Annotated in this window: 14 protein-coding genes and 1 tRNA gene; 13 read left to right on the top strand and 2 right to left on the bottom strand. The window is 57.1% G+C overall.

Annotation, left to right across the window (positions count from 1 at the left end):
* Position 1: 1 nt before the first annotated feature.
* From FN806_RS06290 to FN806_RS06270, 5 genes are read left to right on the top strand one after another with little or no spacing between them, the layout of a single operon-like run.
* Positions 2-1,258 (top strand): nitrous oxide reductase family maturation protein NosD, encoded by a 1,257-nt coding sequence (locus FN806_RS06290; protein WP_142635217.1) that lies wholly within the window; start codon positions 2-4, stop codon positions 1,256-1,258.
* Positions 1,248-2,141 (top strand): ABC transporter ATP-binding protein, encoded by an 894-nt coding sequence (locus tag FN806_RS06285; RefSeq protein WP_142635215.1) that lies wholly within the window; start codon positions 1,248-1,250, stop codon positions 2,139-2,141. The genes FN806_RS06290 and FN806_RS06285 overlap by 11 nt, the downstream gene beginning before the upstream one ends.
* Positions 2,138-2,959 (top strand): ABC transporter permease, encoded by an 822-nt coding sequence (locus FN806_RS06280; RefSeq protein WP_142635214.1) that lies wholly within the window; start codon positions 2,138-2,140, stop codon positions 2,957-2,959. Before FN806_RS06285 ends, FN806_RS06280 begins: the two co-directional genes overlap by 4 nt.
* The gene (locus tag FN806_RS06275; RefSeq protein WP_142635212.1) at positions 2,956-3,471 is read left to right on the top strand and encodes a nitrous oxide reductase accessory protein NosL; all 516 of its coding nucleotides are present in this window, start codon (positions 2,956-2,958) and stop codon (positions 3,469-3,471) included. The genes FN806_RS06280 and FN806_RS06275 overlap by 4 nt, the downstream gene beginning before the upstream one ends.
* The gene (locus FN806_RS06270) at positions 3,468-4,370 is read left to right on the top strand and encodes an FAD:protein FMN transferase (RefSeq protein WP_142635210.1); all 903 of its coding nucleotides are present in this window, start codon (positions 3,468-3,470) and stop codon (positions 4,368-4,370) included. Before FN806_RS06275 ends, FN806_RS06270 begins: the two co-directional genes overlap by 4 nt.
* Positions 4,371-4,757: 387 nt before the next feature.
* On the opposite strand, the gene FN806_RS06265 is transcribed toward FN806_RS06270, so the two are convergent.
* Positions 4,758-4,847, bottom strand: a tRNA-Ser gene (locus FN806_RS06265).
* A 495-nt stretch (positions 4,848-5,342) separates the two neighbouring features.
* Between FN806_RS06265 and FN806_RS06260 the strand changes: the two genes are divergently transcribed.
* From FN806_RS06260 to FN806_RS06250, 3 genes are all read left to right on the top strand, one after another.
* A complete protein-coding gene (locus FN806_RS06260) occupies positions 5,343-6,134 on the top strand; it encodes a FecR family protein (RefSeq protein ID WP_246097172.1) in 792 nt (263 codons plus the stop codon).
* 181 nt (positions 6,135-6,315) lie between these two features.
* Positions 6,316-8,436: a CHASE2 domain-containing protein gene (locus tag FN806_RS06255; RefSeq protein ID WP_142635208.1), complete on the top strand. Its 2,121-nt coding sequence runs from the start codon at positions 6,316-6,318 to the stop codon at positions 8,434-8,436.
* Between the two features lie 84 nt (positions 8,437-8,520).
* Positions 8,521-8,793: a hypothetical protein gene (locus FN806_RS06250; RefSeq protein WP_142635206.1), complete on the top strand. Its 273-nt coding sequence runs from the start codon at positions 8,521-8,523 to the stop codon at positions 8,791-8,793.
* Positions 8,794-9,257: 464 nt separating this feature from the next.
* Here FN806_RS06250 and FN806_RS06245 read toward each other — a convergent pair whose 3' ends face one another.
* Positions 9,258-9,887: a response regulator transcription factor gene (locus FN806_RS06245; protein ID WP_246097171.1), complete on the bottom strand. Its 630-nt coding sequence runs from the start codon at positions 9,885-9,887 to the stop codon at positions 9,258-9,260.
* Positions 9,888-10,106: 219 nt separating this feature from the next.
* Here FN806_RS06245 and FN806_RS06240 point away from each other — a divergent pair, with 219 nt between their 5' ends.
* The 5 genes from FN806_RS06240 to FN806_RS06220 are packed head-to-tail and all read left to right on the top strand — an operon-like array spanning position 10,107 to position 17,052.
* The gene (locus FN806_RS06240) at positions 10,107-11,348 is read left to right on the top strand and encodes a pyridoxal-phosphate-dependent aminotransferase family protein (RefSeq protein WP_142635204.1); all 1,242 of its coding nucleotides are present in this window, start codon (positions 10,107-10,109) and stop codon (positions 11,346-11,348) included.
* Positions 11,349-11,364: 16 nt separating this feature from the next.
* Positions 11,365-12,561: a malate--CoA ligase subunit beta gene (locus FN806_RS06235; protein ID WP_142635202.1), complete on the top strand. Its 1,197-nt coding sequence runs from the start codon at positions 11,365-11,367 to the stop codon at positions 12,559-12,561.
* Positions 12,561-13,451 (top strand): succinate--CoA ligase subunit alpha, encoded by an 891-nt coding sequence (sucD, locus tag FN806_RS06230; RefSeq protein WP_142635201.1) that lies wholly within the window; start codon positions 12,561-12,563, stop codon positions 13,449-13,451. The genes FN806_RS06235 and sucD overlap by 1 nt, the downstream gene beginning before the upstream one ends.
* Entirely contained in the window at positions 13,451-14,422 is a 972-nt protein-coding gene (locus FN806_RS06225) for a 2-hydroxyacid dehydrogenase (RefSeq protein WP_142635199.1), read from the top strand. The genes sucD and FN806_RS06225 overlap by 1 nt, the downstream gene beginning before the upstream one ends.
* Positions 14,422-17,052, top strand: a complete 2,631-nt coding sequence (locus tag FN806_RS06220; RefSeq protein ID WP_142635197.1) for a phosphoenolpyruvate carboxylase — start codon at positions 14,422-14,424, stop codon at positions 17,050-17,052. The genes FN806_RS06225 and FN806_RS06220 overlap by 1 nt, the downstream gene beginning before the upstream one ends.
* The last annotated feature ends 140 nt before the right edge of the window (positions 17,053-17,192 follow it).

The raw sequence follows: 17,192 nt of genomic DNA, 5'->3' as shown, positions 1-17,192 counted from the left end.
CATGCGTTGGCCCCTGCTCATACCGCTCCTGCTCGGCTCGCCCCTTTGGGCGGCGGATTGGGATGTGCCCAACCGGGCGGGGGCCATCAACGAGATACTGGCGCAGGCGGCGGATGGAGACACCCTTCGCCTGAGCCCCGGTGTCTACTCTGAGACATTGGTTCTGGACCGGCCCGTCATTATTGACGGGCAGGGGCAGGCCACCATTGACGGACAAGGCGTCGGCAGCGTCATCACCGTGACCGGACCGGGCGTGACCGTACGCGGTCTGACAGTGATTGGTTCGGGCTCGAGCCATGATGGGATCGACAGTGGCATTCAGCTGGTCAAAACGGCCCATGCGCCGGTGATCGAAGGCAATGTGTTGCTGGGCAATCTCTATGGCATCGACATCCACGGCGCCGAGGACAGCGTCGTGCGCGGCAACCGGATCGAAGGGCGTCAGGACAAGCGGATGAATGACCGCGGCAACGGCGTCTATGTCTGGAACGCACCGGGTGCGCGGGTCGAAGACAATGATATCCGGTACGGGCGCGATGGGATCTTTGTGAACTCGTCCAAGAAGAACACCTTTACTGGAAACCTGTTCCGCGACCTGCGGTTCGCGGTGCACTACATGTATGCCGACGACTCGGTGGTCAGCGATAACGTCTCGATCGGCAATGATCTGGGCTATGCGGTGATGTTCACGACCAATGTCAAAATCACCGGCAATGTGTCGATTGATGATCGCGAACATGGTGTGATGCTGAACTACGCCAACAAGAGCGTGATTTCCGGGAACGTCGTTAAGGGTGCAAAGGAGAAATGCACCTTCCTGTATAACTCGAACAAGAACGAATTCACCGACAACTGGTTCGAGGGTTGCGGCATCGGCATTCACTTCACTGCTGGGTCAGAACGTAACCGTATCGTCGGCAACGCCTTTGTCGGAAACCGGACTCAGGTGAAATACGTTTCGACCAAGTGGGTCGAGTGGTCTGAAGACGGGCGCGGCAATTACTGGTCCGATTTCGCCGCCTATGATGTGGATGGCAACGGCGTGGCTGATGCCCCTTATCGCCCCAATGACTCGATGGACCATGTGCTGTGGACCCAACCCGCAGCCAAGCTGCTGCTCGGTTCCCCTGCCGTGCAGCTGGTGCGCTGGTCGCAATCAGCCTTCCCGGCACTATTGCCGGGGGGTGTGATGGACAGCAATCCATTGATGCGAGCCCCTGAACCCTCAGCTATGAAAAAGGTGCCTCATGACGGATAAGGCCCTGACGATAAACAACGTCTGTAAGGACCGAGGCAAAACCCGCGTTCTTGACGACATCACCCTGTCTCTTGCCCCTGGTCAGCGCGTGGCGCTACTGGGCCATAACGGCGCTGGCAAATCGACCCTGATCAAATCCATCCTTGGCCTGATCCCGATTGAGGGCGGAGCCATTCGGATCGGAGACGCCACACCCGGCAGCGCACAGGCGCGGCGGGATACGGCGTACTTGCCCGAGGCGGTGTCCTTCCACCCGGCGCTTACGGGCCGGGAACAGCTGACTCTTTTCGCGCAGCTCTCGGGGTCCAAGGCCGATGTGCCCGGTTTGCTGGATCGCGTCGGCCTCAGCGACGCACTGGACCGACGGATCGGGACCTACTCCAAGGGGATGCGGCAACGTCTGGGATTGGCGCAAGTGCTGCTGGGCCAGCCGAAAGTGGCATTGCTGGACGAGCCGACAAGCGGACTGGACCCGATTTCTCGGCAGGATCTGTACGCCATCATCGACGAACTGGCCGCAAAAGGCACCGCCGTCCTGATCGCATCGCATGCCCTGACTGAGGTCGAGGCCCGCACAGACCGGATCGCAATCATGCGCGGGGGCCGGATGGTGGCCGATGACACGTTAAACAACCTTTCGGCGCTGGCGGGTCTGCCAATCCGCCTGAAGGTGCGCGCCAGCTCTAACCCTGACGCCTTGGCCGACAAACTGGGCGGCAGCCGGATCAATGGCGTGTCCGTTGAGTTGCTCTGCACCGTCGACGACAAGATGGAGGCCCTGCGCCGGATCGCCGGATTGGGCGATGCGGTGGCAGATGTGGAAATGACACCTCCCAAGCTGGAAGATCTCTATCGCTACTATGCACAGGAGAAGAGGCCATGACCCGCTTCCTCGCCATCACCCGCACTGAAATGTTGATCCTGCGCCGCAACCGCTGGCTGCTGATGGCGACACTGATCATGGTGTTATTCGCGCTGGCACTTACCTTTGCAGGCAGTGCACCCACAGGCACGCTTGGCGTAGATATGCTGACTGTCTCGGTTGCCTCGATGACGACACTGTCGGTCTATCTTGCCCCCCTATTGGCACTGATGATTGCCTTTGACGCCATCGCAGGCGATGTGGACCGGGGCAGCTTATCGCTGCTCTTGTCCTATCCCGCCGGGCGCGAAGAAATCCTGTTGGGAAAATTCACCGCCCATTTGTCGGCGCTTGCCTTTGCGATGACCATAGGTTTTGGCACGGCTGGCGCGGTGGCAGCATGGTTCGGTGGCGCCGGTCCAGAAAGCCTGTTGGCTCTGGTCCGTCTTATCCTCACTTCGATCGTGCTGGGCGCCGTGTTTCTCGCACTGGGATACTTGCTGTCCGCCCTGGCAAAGGGGGCCACGGCGGCAGCAGGTCTGTCGGCCGGGCTCTGGCTGGTTTTTGTCGTCCTCTATGATCTGGGCCTGTTGGGGGCCGTCGTCATGGACAAGGGCGGCACCTTCACTCAATCCGTCTTTCCATGGGTGATGGTGGCCAACCCGGCCGACGCTTTCCGTCTGTGGAATATCGCCGCAACCGAGGGCGTCGCGATGGCATCCGGCATGACCGGCGCTGCGCAGGCTCTGCCCGTCTGGGCCGCCCCGTTGTCTTTGCTGATCTGGCCCCTGCTAGGCCTTGCACTTGCCCGGCTCGCGTTCCGAAGGGTCGAGCCATGAAGCGTCTTTTCCTGATTGCTCTACTCGCCCTGACTGCCTGTAAGGAAGAACAGATTGCCGCGCCTGACCCGGTCGATCTGACGCCAGACGCACTCAGCTTTTTTTGCCAGATGAATATTGCTGAACATGGCGGTCCAAAAGGACAGATTCACCTCGACGGCTATCCCACACCACTGTTTTTTGCGCAGGTTCGCGACATGGTTGCCTATCTCAAAAGCCCCGAACGCGAGGCAGCCATTGTTGCAATCTATGTCAGCGATATGGGAACCGCCCCAAGTTGGCATCAACCAGGTCAATCCAACTGGATCAATGCCGAAGGTGCGACTTTCGTCGTCGGGGCCAATGTCGCCGGCGGCATGGGCGCGCGCGAGGTCGTGCCCTTTGCCGACCCGACCGATGCGGACAGCTTCATCATCCTGTACGGAGGTTCCGCTTTGCCCCTGACTGACATACCCGACGCCGAAGTGCTTGGCCCCGTCGATCTGGACTTGAAACTGGAGACACCAGCATGAGCCGTTTGTCCCGACGTCGTTTTCTGATCATGTCTGCGGCATGCGCCGCGCTACCGGCGGCCGCTTCTGGCGCACCAGTTGCGCATTGGCGTGGCATCGCGCTGGGGGCCAGAGCCAGCCTTGACCTTGTTGGCCTTTCAGAGGCAGAGGCGGCGCCCCTGCTGTCATCAATCGAAGCTGAGCTGAACCGGCTGGAAGATATCTTTAGTCTGTACCGATCGCGATCACAGATTTCAGAGCTGAACCGAAGCGGGTTGCTGCAGCAACCGGCCCCCGAGCTGTTGAATGTACTGAGCCTGTGTTCGACCCTTCACAGTGCATCAGACGGGGCTTTTGACCCCACAATACAACCCGTCTGGAGGGCGATGGCCGCGCGCGCCAGCGCATCTGAATTGACTGCCGCCCAAGAAACTGTCGGCTGGCACCGAGTCCGATATGACGCTGATGCGATCCAGCTGCCGGAGCCCGGTGTCTCAGCCTTGACATTGAACGGTATCGCACAAGGCGCAATCACCGATCGCATTGCGGCGCTGTTACGGTCCTTTGGCTTACGCGATGTTCTGGTTAACATGGGAGAAATCGCGGCAATGGGTCAGCGAGGTGACGGGCAAGACTGGCGGGTCGGCCTTGCTGGTCACAATAATCAAGTCCTCAAGAAGATCACTTTGCGAGAACGCTCAGTAGCCACATCATCGGTTGCAGGCACACTCTTGCCGGGCGACCACGGCCATATCCTGAACCCATTCGGCCCAAGCCCAAGCAACCACACTGTTTCCGTTTCCGCACCCAATGCAGCCTTAGCTGACGGTCTGTCCACAGCTCTTTGCGCCGTCCCAAAGGAATGGACCGGTAGAATTCTGCAGAGTTTTCCATTGGCCAGTTTGGAGTTGAGCGGATAATCCGCAGTCTGTTCCAAGGCAGTCAAATCGGCAAATTGGACCTGTCCGCTGAATCAACTTTACCGGTGGTCAACCTTTCGAGCGCCAGCAGCCTCATACCGAACAGTCATCCGAATTCAGAAACACCCCGGTAGTGCCGGCTCTTGCAACACCAACGGTACCGATTTCGGTGGTTTTAGCGGATTTGCCGACAATCCAGGCACCAATGGTCGATCACGAGAGCAAGCTTCGAACCTATCGCGTCCCGCGAGGATTTCGAAGGGCCGGGTCATTGAGTGCTGGAAACGGAACACCCGACCTTCCGATCACGTTATTTCTTGGCGGATGTGGCGGGTAAAGCCTTCAAAACGTGTAATCCATCACAAAAAACATCATACGAAGATTTGGTGGCGGAGACGAAGGGATTCGAACCCTCGAGACCCTTCCGGGCCTACTCCCTTAGCAGGGGAGCGCCTTCGACCACTCGGCCACGTCTCCGCTGGCCGGTGTATTCGATAAGCGCCAAGAAATACAAGGGACCTCGTGAAAAAATCTTCAAAAAGTCAAATCCATGATGTCTATGGCTTTCGGGCTTGATCAAAGGCAGCCGCGAAACGTCACCCGCAATGCGTGTCTGCCGGGCCTTCCATAAGGCGATCAGACCCAAGAGACGTCGGCTGGGAAAGCGAGCGACGGCCCAACGAAACACTGATTTGAAAAGGGCCCTGTCCGAAACACCGGCAATGTACAAACAGAGAGTTTCCGAAGCTCCGGGTCAGCCCAATTAGGTGGGAATTTTCTCCAGCTTCATAGAAAACTTGCCAAACACATAGGCATTAAGGCATATTTGCTTAGATTTTTTACAAATAATACAAAGAAATAAATTCCACGAGGCACAGACCGGGCAGCGGGCGCATTGCGCTCTGGAATAACCTTGGGGAAGGGATAATTAGTTTGGTCTGGTTAAGAGTGTTGTGTGTTTCCTGTTGTGTTTTGATACTGCCGTCGCAGATCCTGGCCAACATTGGTACTGTCGTAAGCGTCAAACAAGGCGCAGAAATTACCCGAGCCGGGAATTCCCGGCCACTGCTTGAAGGCATGGAAGTTGCCTCGGGTGATTCCATATCCACAGACAGCAGAGGGGTAGTTCAGCTGATCTTTGTTGACGAAACGAAGATCGCGATAGGGCCTAATGCAAAGATGGCGCTGGATGTGACCATGTTGCGAAACAAGAAGAAGGCCAAGAATTTTGCCGTTCAGGCCTTGGGTGGAAGCTTTCGTTTCATCTCGGGCAACAGCAGAAAACGTGCCTATTCCATCCAGACCCCCACAGCGACAATGGCTGTGCGTGGGACCATATTCGACATGTGGGTTGTGCCTGGCACCCAAAGCTCGATGCTGGTGCTGGAAGGCACCGTGCAGATGTGCGGCCTGAAAGGCGGCTGCAGATCAACTGGACGTCAATGCAGCCTGTTTGCCACCAGTCAAAAAGGCAAGGTGGGCCGCCCGGCCGATCAGGCACAGTACGACGAAGCAGTGAAAAATGGATTTCCATTCATTCAATCTCAAGAACGACTTCTGAGTCCGCTGCGCGTGAATATCGAAGGTTGCGCCGGAGAATCAGCACCAGTGCAGCCCATCGAAAAATCCGACGCTCCCGAGCCCCGCCCAGCGCCCCCGCAGCGGCAAGCGGTGAAGGCTTCGGTAGCATCTGCACCCGTCGAGGCGCCCAGTATAGAAGGCGGTGCAGCGCCGGATACGAAACCGAATAGACCTGTTAACTGAGCATCGGCTGATATGGGTAATCGGTAATGTCGGGCAGTGAAAGCGACCACTGTCTTCGGAGGCAACCGTGACGGTTAAGTCGAAAGAACGGAGCACTCGCCGCAGGGGTTTTCGCCTTGTGGGTTTGTGCCTGATCCTGTTTGGATGCTTTGTCAGGGTCATAGATCCGTTTCCCGTGCGCATGACTCGGCTGATATATTTCGACATCCTTCAGCGCATGGCCCCACGCGATTACACCCCCGACCTGCCAATCCGTGTTGTCGACATAGACGAACAGTCACTAGCCAACTGGGGGCAATGGCCGTGGCCGCGCAATCTTATGGCTCAGATGGTTGAAAACCTCGGCCAAAATGGAGCTGCGGTCATCGCTTTTGACATGCTGTTTGTCGAACCCGACCGCTATTCGCCTGCTCGATTATTAGAAGACCCTGCGTTGGCCGAGGTGCTCTCGGTCGATGAAGACGCCCAAAACCTGGACAACGATGTTTTTTTCGGAGCCGAAATCGCCAAATGGCCGGTTGTTCTGGGTGTAGCGGCCCGTGTGGCCGATGATGGTCAGCCCGTCATATCCAAGGCGGGGATCATCGAGATCGGTGAGTCTCCGACCTCAGGGCTCGTCCAGGTTCCGCATTGGACTCCTCCTGCTCCGCCACTTTATTCAGATGCAACAGGCATTGGGGGCGTGAATGTCTCACCACTTGGTGGGACCGGTGTGGTCCGCCGGGTCCCGGTACTTTGGGGGGGACCGGATGGCGCCCTGCCAAGCCTGGGAATTGAGGCCCTTAGGGTGGCCTTGGGGGAAACAGTCCTTTTCGCCGAGGGCGCGTCCGATGAATCCGGTGTCATGCTGGCGCTTGAACTGGGCGATTTTCGATTGCCAACAACTCAGAACGGCGAAGTCTGGATCCGGTACAGGCGAGACCGGCCTGAACTGTATGTTTCTGCCAATGACGTTATGACGAATCCGGATGATCCTGCGCTGCGGTCCCGGATCGAAAACCAGATTATTCTTGTTGGCACCTCTGCGGCGGGTCTGTTTGATATGCACCAGACCTCGCTCGGAGAATCCGTGCCCGGCGTCTCGATCCACGCGCAGTTACTTGAACAAGTCCTAACGGGCGAAATGCTCAGCCGATCCGATGTGACCGCTGCGCTTGAGTTGGTCTCATTCGTCTTACTGGGGTTAGTGGTCGTCGCCGTCATGTCCAGCTTTGGTGCGGTCGCATCCTTCATTGCGGGTGGCGTATCTGCAGCCGTAGTTGTGCTGATCAGCTGGATGGCCTTTCAAAATCAACTCGTATTATTTGATGCAACCTTCCCACTTGCCGGTGGGATGGCGAATTTCGGGCTGTTGGCCGGATATCTATTCATTTCGACCGAGCGCGAGAAAAGAGCGATCCGAAAGATTTTTTCTCACTATGTCGCTCCTGAAATTTTGGATGAAATGGAAGGCTCGGACCATCAGTTGGTCCTTGGTGGAGAAACACAAGAGATCACCGTCATGTTCGCCGACATCCGTGGATTTACCCCGTTATCCGAGTCGGTTTCGGCCACGGAGCTCGTCGCCATTCTGAATGAGCTGTTTTCACAGGTCGGAGATCAGATTTTGCACGAGCGAGGCACAATCGACAAATTCATCGGCGACGCAGTCATGGCGTTCTGGAACGCTCCGCTTCCGGTCGAAAATCATCCCTGTCGCGCTGCACGGGCAGCCTTGATGATGCGCGGTGCATTGGCACAGTTCAATAGGTCCGAAATCATGCGCGAACGGCCACCCATTGCGCTGGCCACTGGCTGCGCGACAGGACAGGCCTGTGTGGGCAATATCGGGTCGCGGCGGCGTTTCAATTATACTGTGATCGGAGATGTGGTGAACGTCGCCGCCAGGATCGAACAAAGCTGCCGACATGTCGACTATGACATCTTGGTTTCGAATTCAGTTTACATTCTAGGCAAACAAGAGTTGGCGATGTTGGAAGCTGGGTTTGTGGACCTGAAAGGAAAAAAGAACCTGGAGCCCGTTTACATATTGATTGGCGATCAGGACATGCTCGACAGCGAGGCATTCCAGAACTTACGCGATGCGCATGCTCAACTTTTGTCGGCCATACGTGCGCGTGAACCGCTGGAGCGCACCGATGAGCTGCGCCAAAACTGCATCGACATTGCCAAAGAAATCGAACCCGGTCTTCTAACCTTTTATCGCGCGCTGTCTGGACGCACGGCGGATTTTCTATCCGATGTCCAATCAAACAAGCTGTTGTTCAGTCATCACGCCCGTGAAGGACAAAATCTGGCCTAGCGGGCAAGAGCCATTGCAACTTTTAAGCGAGCCTGTGAACCCCATAGAACCGCCCAGAAGCAGGCACGGAAGTTGGGGAACCATATGGCTAAAGCCAAATCATCCATCCTGAACTTGGCTCCTTACTTCTGGCCTGAAGAAACTGGATCAGCACCTTACTGCACCGAGCTGACCATGTTGGGTGCTCATCGTGAAACAGACGCCATTATGGCCTATGTTCCGACTATTCTGACCTTGTTTGGCGCCCACACGCTTACCGAAGCAATCAAAAATGGCACGTCGCCGAAAACGCGTTTTTCTCCCTCAAACACAGACCAGCCTGCGGTCTCCTGGGCATTTGCGGGGTCGGGCTTCTAAGCAACCTGTCCCGCGAGAAAGGGCTGTACGATTTTCTTGAAACAGCCAGATATCTGCACTCTCTCGGGGTTGATGTCGAAATGATCCTGGTCGGACCGGCCTACTGGAGCAAGACCTGACCTCGATCAAAGCCGCCGTCGCCAAAGACGAGATCAGATGGGACGGCCCGCTATATGTCGAAAAAAAGTAGCAATTTTATGGTGAGATTGACGTGTTTCTGTTTCCAACTCGATATAGTATCGAAGCTCAACCAACTGTAATCTACGATGCTTCCGCGTCGGACACAGCCGTGACCTCTTTCGCGCGCAGAGCTATCGAAGAACAGGTTCGGGTTTGCATTGCGACCGTCGCCGTCGATCAGAGCTTTTCCGAAACCGCCACCCAATTCCCCACGGGTTCCTAAGAAAGGCCGATCACGCGACCAACATAATGACCACACCATTGGAGCATTTGGGCAAATCTATCTAATGTGAGGCCGCATTAGACGAATAGTAATACGCGATGGCCTGCGTCCTATTTTTAACCGATAGTTTTTCGTAAATGTTTGACAGGTGAAATTTCACGGTATTGGTCGATATCTGAAGCTCTTTGGACAACTCGCGGTTGGACATGCCCTTGGCTAGAGCTTCCAGAATCGCGCGCTCTTTCCGCGACAGGCTGTGGATCGGATTCTGTTGCATCTGGCGGACATCGATGAAGGGAAACACCATCTTGCCAGCAGCCACGTCCGCGCAGGTTTCCAGCAACGCTTCAACTTCACCAGACCGGGATGAGAACCCCGCAGCTCCTGCCTGCATTGCAAGGCGCGGAACATCTCCGACATCATCGCCGTAAATGACAAAACGGGGCGCGCCTTCCTGTTCTCGCAAAACCTCGATCAATTTGGCCGCGCCAAGAACAGGCAAGCTCCAGGAAATCACACACACCTGGACCGGAACTCTCATGACCGCGCCCAGGAACCCTTCAGCTGTCGCCGATGTGGCAACCAAAGAGAATCGCGGATCACGTTCAAAAATCTCTGACATGGCCGATAAGACCAGCGGATTGTTGTCGGCAAGCATGACGTCAATCGGTTGTTGTGAAGGCTCTGTCATTGATTTTACATCCAAATCCTCAAGAAACTACCCATTCGTATAGGGCAAAACTTGGTATACTTCGGTATTCTTGCCAATACGGGTAGGTTTTTCCACATCCCATTAGAAGTCCTAAAGCAGTAGTAAGTTACGTTGCGCGATGACGCAAGCAAGGCTTTCCTGATCCACAACGAGATGTCTGGGCGTGGTTGACCACCCCAACGATCAAGGAGGATCGCTATGACTTTCCAGATTTATCCAACGCTCGAAATCCCCGAGACGCTGGCCGCAGGCCCCGGGCCGGGCAATACAGACGCGCGCGTTCTAAAAGCCTTTTCCAGCGCCGGAGTTGCGGATCACATGCAGGGCGACGTTTTGCGCGGCATGATCGAATGCAAGCACATGTTGCGCGAAATCTGGGGCACCACGAACATATACACCTTTGCGGTCGCGGGCACTGGTTGGAGCGCTTTGGACACCATGTTCTCGGCTGTCATGCCCGGTGACAAGGTTGTTGCGTTCAACAACGGGACCTTTTCTGGCATCGATACCCTGACCCTTCGGATCAAGGCAGCGACACCGGACGAACATGCTGCCAACCCTTTGGATCCGCAGGCCGCCAGTGTCACGATCATCGACGTGCCGCATGGTCAGTCGGTGACCGGTGACATGGTCGAAGCCGCACTGGCTGAACACAAGCCCAAATGGGCGTTTATGGCACATTGGGAAACGGGATCAGGACGCATCAATGATTTGCGCGGCTTCTCGGATGCCTGCGAGCGCCATGGTGCAATGGGTCTGATCGACGCCGTTTCGTCTTTGGGTGTCGCAGATTTCCGGGTTGATGATTATCCGGGCATCGCCGGCTGGGCCTCTTGTCCGCAAAAGGGCCTGTGCTGCTTGCCGCTTACCTATGCTCCCGTCAGCTTTACCGACGCATATATCGACAGCCTGAAAGCAACGGGTGCCTACAGCTATGTTCACAATCCCATTTTCGAGGCCCGCCACTGGGGCATCGTCGATGGCCAGGATGTCGAAAAAGGCACATATCACCGCACACATTCGGGCTATGCCGTCGCGGCCTTTCATGAATCGTTACGCCTGACCCTGCAGGAGGGGCTAGCGAAGCGCGCGCATGCTTACAAGACGCATGAGGCCGTGCTGCGCGATGCCGTCATTGCGATGGGCTGCGAGGTCACCTCGGACATGTCCAGCCTTGTGGTGCTGAACCTGCCAGCTGAACTTGCAGGCCGCGAAATGGAGCTGGTGCAGAATTGCCGGGCCCGGGGCTTTGGCATCTGGCCAACCCTCAGCGCACCTGTTCAGGTCCGCATCGGCATCCTGAACCAACTGAATCATCAGTCGATCGGCCGCATCGTGCATTTGTTTGCCGAAGCAATCCGCGAGATGGGTGGTTCGGTGAATCTCGAAGCGATCGAAGCGCTTCTGGAAAGCCGCTACGGCACATCTATCGCTGCATAAACGGGAGGAAATGCAGATGGATATCCACGAATATCAGGCGAAAGAACTTCTTTCGAATTTCGGCGTCGAAGTCCCTTCGGGGGCCTTGGCCTACAGCCCCGAGCAAGCTGCCTATCGTGCACGTGAGCTGGGCGGCGACAAGTGGATTGTAAAGGCTCAGGTTCACGCAGGTGGCCGCGGCAAAGCTGGGGGCGTAAAGCTGTGCAATTCGGAAAGCGAAATATACGCAGCCTGTGAGGAGATGTTTGGCCGCAAGCTGGTGACGCATCAGACCGGACCCGATGGCAAAGGCATCTATCGCGTCTACGTCGAATCTGCCGTTCCGATCGATCGGGAAATCTATCTGGGTTTTGTGCTCGACCGCTCAAGCCAACGCGTGATGATCGTCGCCTCGTCCGAGGGCGGAATGGAGATCGAGGATATTTCCGCAAAACGCCCTGAAAGCATTGTCCGCTCCATCGTCGAACCTGCGGTAGGTCTGCAGGAGTTTCAGGCGCGCGAGATTGCCTTCAATCTGGGACTGGAGCCCCGTCTGATCCAAAACATGGTCCGCACCCTCCAAGGGTGTTACGCCGCTTTCAACAAGCTGGACGCGACCATGGTTGAAATCAATCCGCTCGTCATCACCGGCGACGATCGCGTGTTGGCGCTGGACGCCAAGATGAGCTTTGATGACAACGCCTTGTTCCGCCACCCGCAGGTCGCGGAGCTTCGCGACAAAAGCCAGGAAGACCCCCGTGAAAGCCGCGCGGCGGATCGTGGCCTGTCTTATGTCGGGCTGGACGGCAATATCGGCTGCATCGTGAATGGTGCCGGTTTGGCCATGGCGACGATGGACACGATCAAGCTGGCCGGGGGAGAGCCTGCAAACTTCCTCGATATCGGAGGCGGCGCGTCACCAGAACGTGTTGCCAAAGCTTTCCGATTGGTACTGTCCGACAAGAACGTCCAAGCGGTTCTGGTCAACATATTCGCCGGCATCAACCGCTGCGACTGGGTTGCCGAAGGCGTCGTGCAGGCTCTGAAGGAACTGGATATCGACATCCCAGTCATCGTGCGGCTTGCCGGGACGAATGTTGAAGAAGGTCAGAAAATACTCGCCAAGTCCGGCCTGCCGATTATTCGTGCAACAACATTGATGGAAGCTGCCGAACGCGCCGTTGGTGCATGGCAAAACGATTTGACCCAAAACACCAAGATGAGGGCTGTGTAATGAGCATTCTTCTGGACCGCGACACCCGCGTTATTGTTCAGGGCATCACTGGACGTATGGCGCGCTTTCACACCAAGGATATGTTGGAATACGGCACCAATGTTGTTGGCGGTGTCGTCCCTGGCAAGGGCGGCGAAATCGTAGAAGGCGTGCCTGTCTTCGACACAGTCAAACAAGCGGTCACGGCCACCGGCGCAGAGGCCAGCCTTGTCTTCGTGCCGCCCCCGTTTGCGGCGGATTCGATCATGGAGGCCGCAGATGCCGGTATCCGTTATTGCGTTTGCATAACCGACGGCATCCCGGCGCAGGACATGATCCGCGTCAAACGCTATATGTATCGCTATCCCAAGGACAATCGCATGGTGCTGACCGGCCCGAACTGTGCTGGAACTATCAGCCCTGGCAAGGCGCTGCTGGGGATTATGCCGGGCCATATTTACCTGCCGGGCAATGTCGGCATCATCGGTCGTTCGGGCACGCTGGGCTATGAAGCCGCGGCGCAGCTGAAGGAGCGTGGCATTGGCGTCTCAACCAGCGTCGGCATCGGTGGCGACCCGATCAACGGCTCGTCCTTCCGCGATATCCTTGAGCGGTTCGAACAGGATGAGGACACCGAGGTCATCGCCATGATCGGCGAAATCGGCGGCCCTCAGGAAGCCGAGGCGGCAGAGTATATCCGAGACCACGTCACCAAACCCGTCGTGGCCTATGTCGCCGGTCTGACCGCACCTAAAGGCAGGACCATGGGTCATGCCGGGGCTATCATCTCGGCATTTGGCGAAAGCGCCTCGGAAAAGGTCGAAATCCTATCGGCGGCGGGTGTGACTGTTGCTGAAAACCCTGCGGTAATTGGCGAGACCATCGCCCGCGTCATGGGAAAGGCTGCGTGATGGTCAAACCTTCGGTCCTTGTCACCCGTCGCTGGCCCGCTGCCGTCGAGGCGCAACTGGCCGAAAACTACAACACCGTACTCAACATCGGGGACAAACCATTGTCCCCGGCCGAGATCCGCGATGCGTTGAAACGCTATGACGCGGTTCTGCCCACGGTCACCGACACGCTCAGCGCCGAGGCGCTGGACGTATCTGCGGCGCAAACCAAAATCCTCGCCAATTATGGAGTTGGTTACAGCCATATCTGTGAACCCGCTGCGCGCAGCCTTGGTATGACCGTAACCAATACGCCGGATGTCTTGTCCGAATGCACGGCTGATCTGGCCATGACATTGCTGCTGATGGTAGCCCGCCGCGCCGGCCAAGGCGAACGAGAGCTGCGCGCGGGCGGCTGGACCGGCTGGCGTCCGACCCATCTTGTCGGCACCAAGGTCAGCGGCAAGACTCTGGGCATCATCGGTTTTGGCCGCATCGGTCAGGAAATGGCCCGTCGCGCGCACCATGGGTTTGGCATGAAAATTCTTGTGCAGAACCGCAGCACTGTCTCGCCTGAGGTATTGAAACAGTTCAACGCAACTCAGGTCGATACCGTGGACGATCTGCTGCCGCACTGCGACTTCGTCTCACTGCACTGTCCGGGTGGGGCCGCAAACCGGCACCTGATCAACGGGCGCAGAATGGATCTGATGAAGCCCAACGCCTTCCTCATCAACACTGCGCGCGGTGAGGTCGTGGATGAGCACGCACTTGTGCAGTCGCTGATGTTCGACACGATCGGTGGGGCTGCTTTGGACGTGTTCGATGGCGAACCTCGCATTAGCCCGGATCTGTTGCAATGCGACAACCTGGTGATGCTACCCCATCTGGGTAGCGCCACAAAAGAATCGCGCGAGGCCATGGGCTTTCGCGTACTCGACAATCTGGCCGACTTCTTCGCAGGTCGCACCCCGCGGGACCAGGTGATCTGATGCAAGCGCTGGCCCGCAATACTCCGTCCACCCCGGACTCTTCGGGCTATGCCGAGGAATTGCGGTCGGAACTGCGGGCGTTGTGGCGGAATATTCTGTCGAAGCGGGCGCCGCATGTGGCGACATGGGCCGAGGCCATGCCGTTGCAACCCATCCCTACAGGGCTCGAGGCAACGCCGTATCTGCAAGCCCTATCGATCTGGTTCCAACTGTTACGCATCATTGATGAAAACGCCCATGTTCGGGACCGGCGCCTGACCGAGACCCTAAGCGGCGCGGAAGCGGTCGAAGGCGGGTTTGCCGAGGTATTGTCTGAACTGCAATTAACGGACAGCCAGACAAAAAAACTGACGGCTGACCTATGCGCCGGTCCCACCCTGACCGCGCACCCGACCGAGGCCAAGCGGGTCACCGTTTTGGAAATTCACCGGCGGATCTACCGCAATCTTGTCAGTCTTGAAGTGCAACGATGGACCCCGACCGAACGCACCGAATTGCTGAATGGTCTGGAAGGCGAGATTGATCTTTTGTGGCTGACAGGCGAACTTCGCCTGTCGCGCCCAAGCTTGCGCGACGAGATCGAGTGGGGGTTGCAATTCTTCCGGGATGCAATCTTTGACGCCGTCCCGCAGGTCATGGATCGGTTCGATCAGGCCTGCATGCATGTGTTGGGTCAGACTCTAGGCAAAACACCCAACATTCGCTTTCACAGCTGGATTGGCGGCGACCGGGATGGCAATCCGAATGTCACAACCGAGATGACCGCACTGGCCCTGCAACGCGGCCGTGAAACGGTTCAGGATCTTTATCGTCAGGCCATCGATCAAGCTGCAAGCCGGTTGAGCATCAGCGCACTCATATTGCCGCTTCCTGAGTCAAACCGTGCACGTGTACAAGAAATTATCGACCGGACTCCGGGCGACGATCGCAATCGAAACGAACCGTTCCGGCAGGCTCTCAATGCCATTCGCTATCGGCTGACCGATGGCGGCTATGATCACATCTCACAATTCGTAAGCGATCTTGGGGCACTTGATGCGGCTTTATGCGCGGTCAACGCCGACGTCCTGGCACAGAGGCATATCCGTCCGCTGTGCCGTGCCGCTATGGTTTTCGGGTTCCGAACCACAACCCTGGATATTCGTCAGAATTCAACCGTCACGAATGACGTTCTGACGGAACTTTGGTCACAATCCGGACATGCACCGGAATATGGCACGCCCGACTGGTCTACCCGTCTGCGATCAGAGCTGGCAGATCAAAACCTGCCCTATCAAAACCGCGAGGCGCTGAGCGATCAGGCGCAGGAAATGCTGGCGCTCTTAGCGCTTGTTCATAGTGTTCGCTCGGGGCCGGACCCCAAGGCAATTGGGCCATTTATCCTGTCCATGACCCGGTCTGCCGATGATATTCTCGGTGTGTACTTGCTGGCCCGCTATTCCGGTTTCGGGTCCGAGACACTGGATATCTCGGTGGTGCCATTATTCGAAACGATTGCAGATCTTCGCAATGCCCCTGCGATCCTGCTGGACGTTTTGGCAGTACCGCTTGCCCGCCGCAGCCTCAAAACCGATGGAAATGAAATCGAAGTGATGCTGGGGTACTCGGACAGCGGCAAGGATGGCGGGTATTTCTGCTCAACATGGGAGCTGGAGCGCGCCCAACGTCGCATCGTGACGGCACTGGCTTCGCAAGGTTTCAAGGTCACTTTTTTCCATGGACGCGGGGGCTCAGTCAGTCGGGGCGGCGCTCCCACTGGGCGGGCGATTGCTGCGCAGCCCAGCGGAACAATTTCCGGGCGCTTGCGCGTAACTGAACAGGGCGAAGTTGTTTCGACCAGATACGCCAACCGCGGAACAGCCGCGGCCCATCTGGAACTGCTCCTCTCAAGCACGTTGCGTCATACCGCCAATCCCGGCGAAACCCTGGCACGGCCCGAGTTCGACGACGCGCTGGATGCTCTGTCGGAACTGTCACAGACAACCTATGTCTCGCTTTTGAAGATGCCAGGCTTTCTGGACTATTTCCAGCAGGCCAGCCCGGTCGAGGAATTAGCCCGCCTGAAAATAGGATCTCGTCCGGCACGTCGCTTTGGCGCGGCCAGTCTGGATGATCTGCGCGCCATTCCATGGGTTTTTGCCTGGTCGCAGAACCGCCACCTGATCACGGGCTGGTATGGTTTCGGGGCCGCAATGGCCAGCTTCCGCAAATTTCGTGGCGCGCGCGGTGATGAAGTGCTGCAGGATATGTTTCAGCACTCCCGGCTGTTCCGCCTTGCCGTCGATGAGATGGAGAAATCGCTCTATCAGGCGGATATGGGCATCGCCGCACAATACGGCGAACTAGTGCACGATGAGAACACCCGACAAATCGTCTTTCAGTCAATCAAAGCGGAATACGATAGCGCCTGCAGTGCAGTGCAATTTCTGACGGGAGGACAAACTATCGGACACCGTTTCCCTCGCCTGTGCGAGCGGTTTGATCGCAAACGGGCTGAACTGGCCCGCATTCACGCGCTGCAGGTCGAATTGCTGCGACAAGCTCGATCCGAACCTCAGGCAGGATCGGTTCCTGTTCCCCTGCTGCAATCCATGAACGCTATTTCCGCTGGCCTTGGCTGGACCGGCTAACCCTTTTTTGGAGGTTTCAAAGTGAACGCCCCGCAACGCACACAAGGTTTTTTCACCCAGTCTCTCTCAGAGCGCGACCCAGAGCTGTTCGGCTCGATCACGTCCGAGCTGGGCCGTCAGCGCGACGAGATCGAATTGAT

Origin of the sequence: Ruegeria faecimaris, from assembly GCF_900182615.1 — a bacterium.
GTDB lineage: Bacteria > Pseudomonadota > Alphaproteobacteria > Rhodobacterales > Rhodobacteraceae > Ruegeria > Ruegeria faecimaris.
The sequence above is the reverse complement of the archived record's forward strand: the minus strand, read 5'-3'. Positions and strand labels throughout refer to the sequence as shown.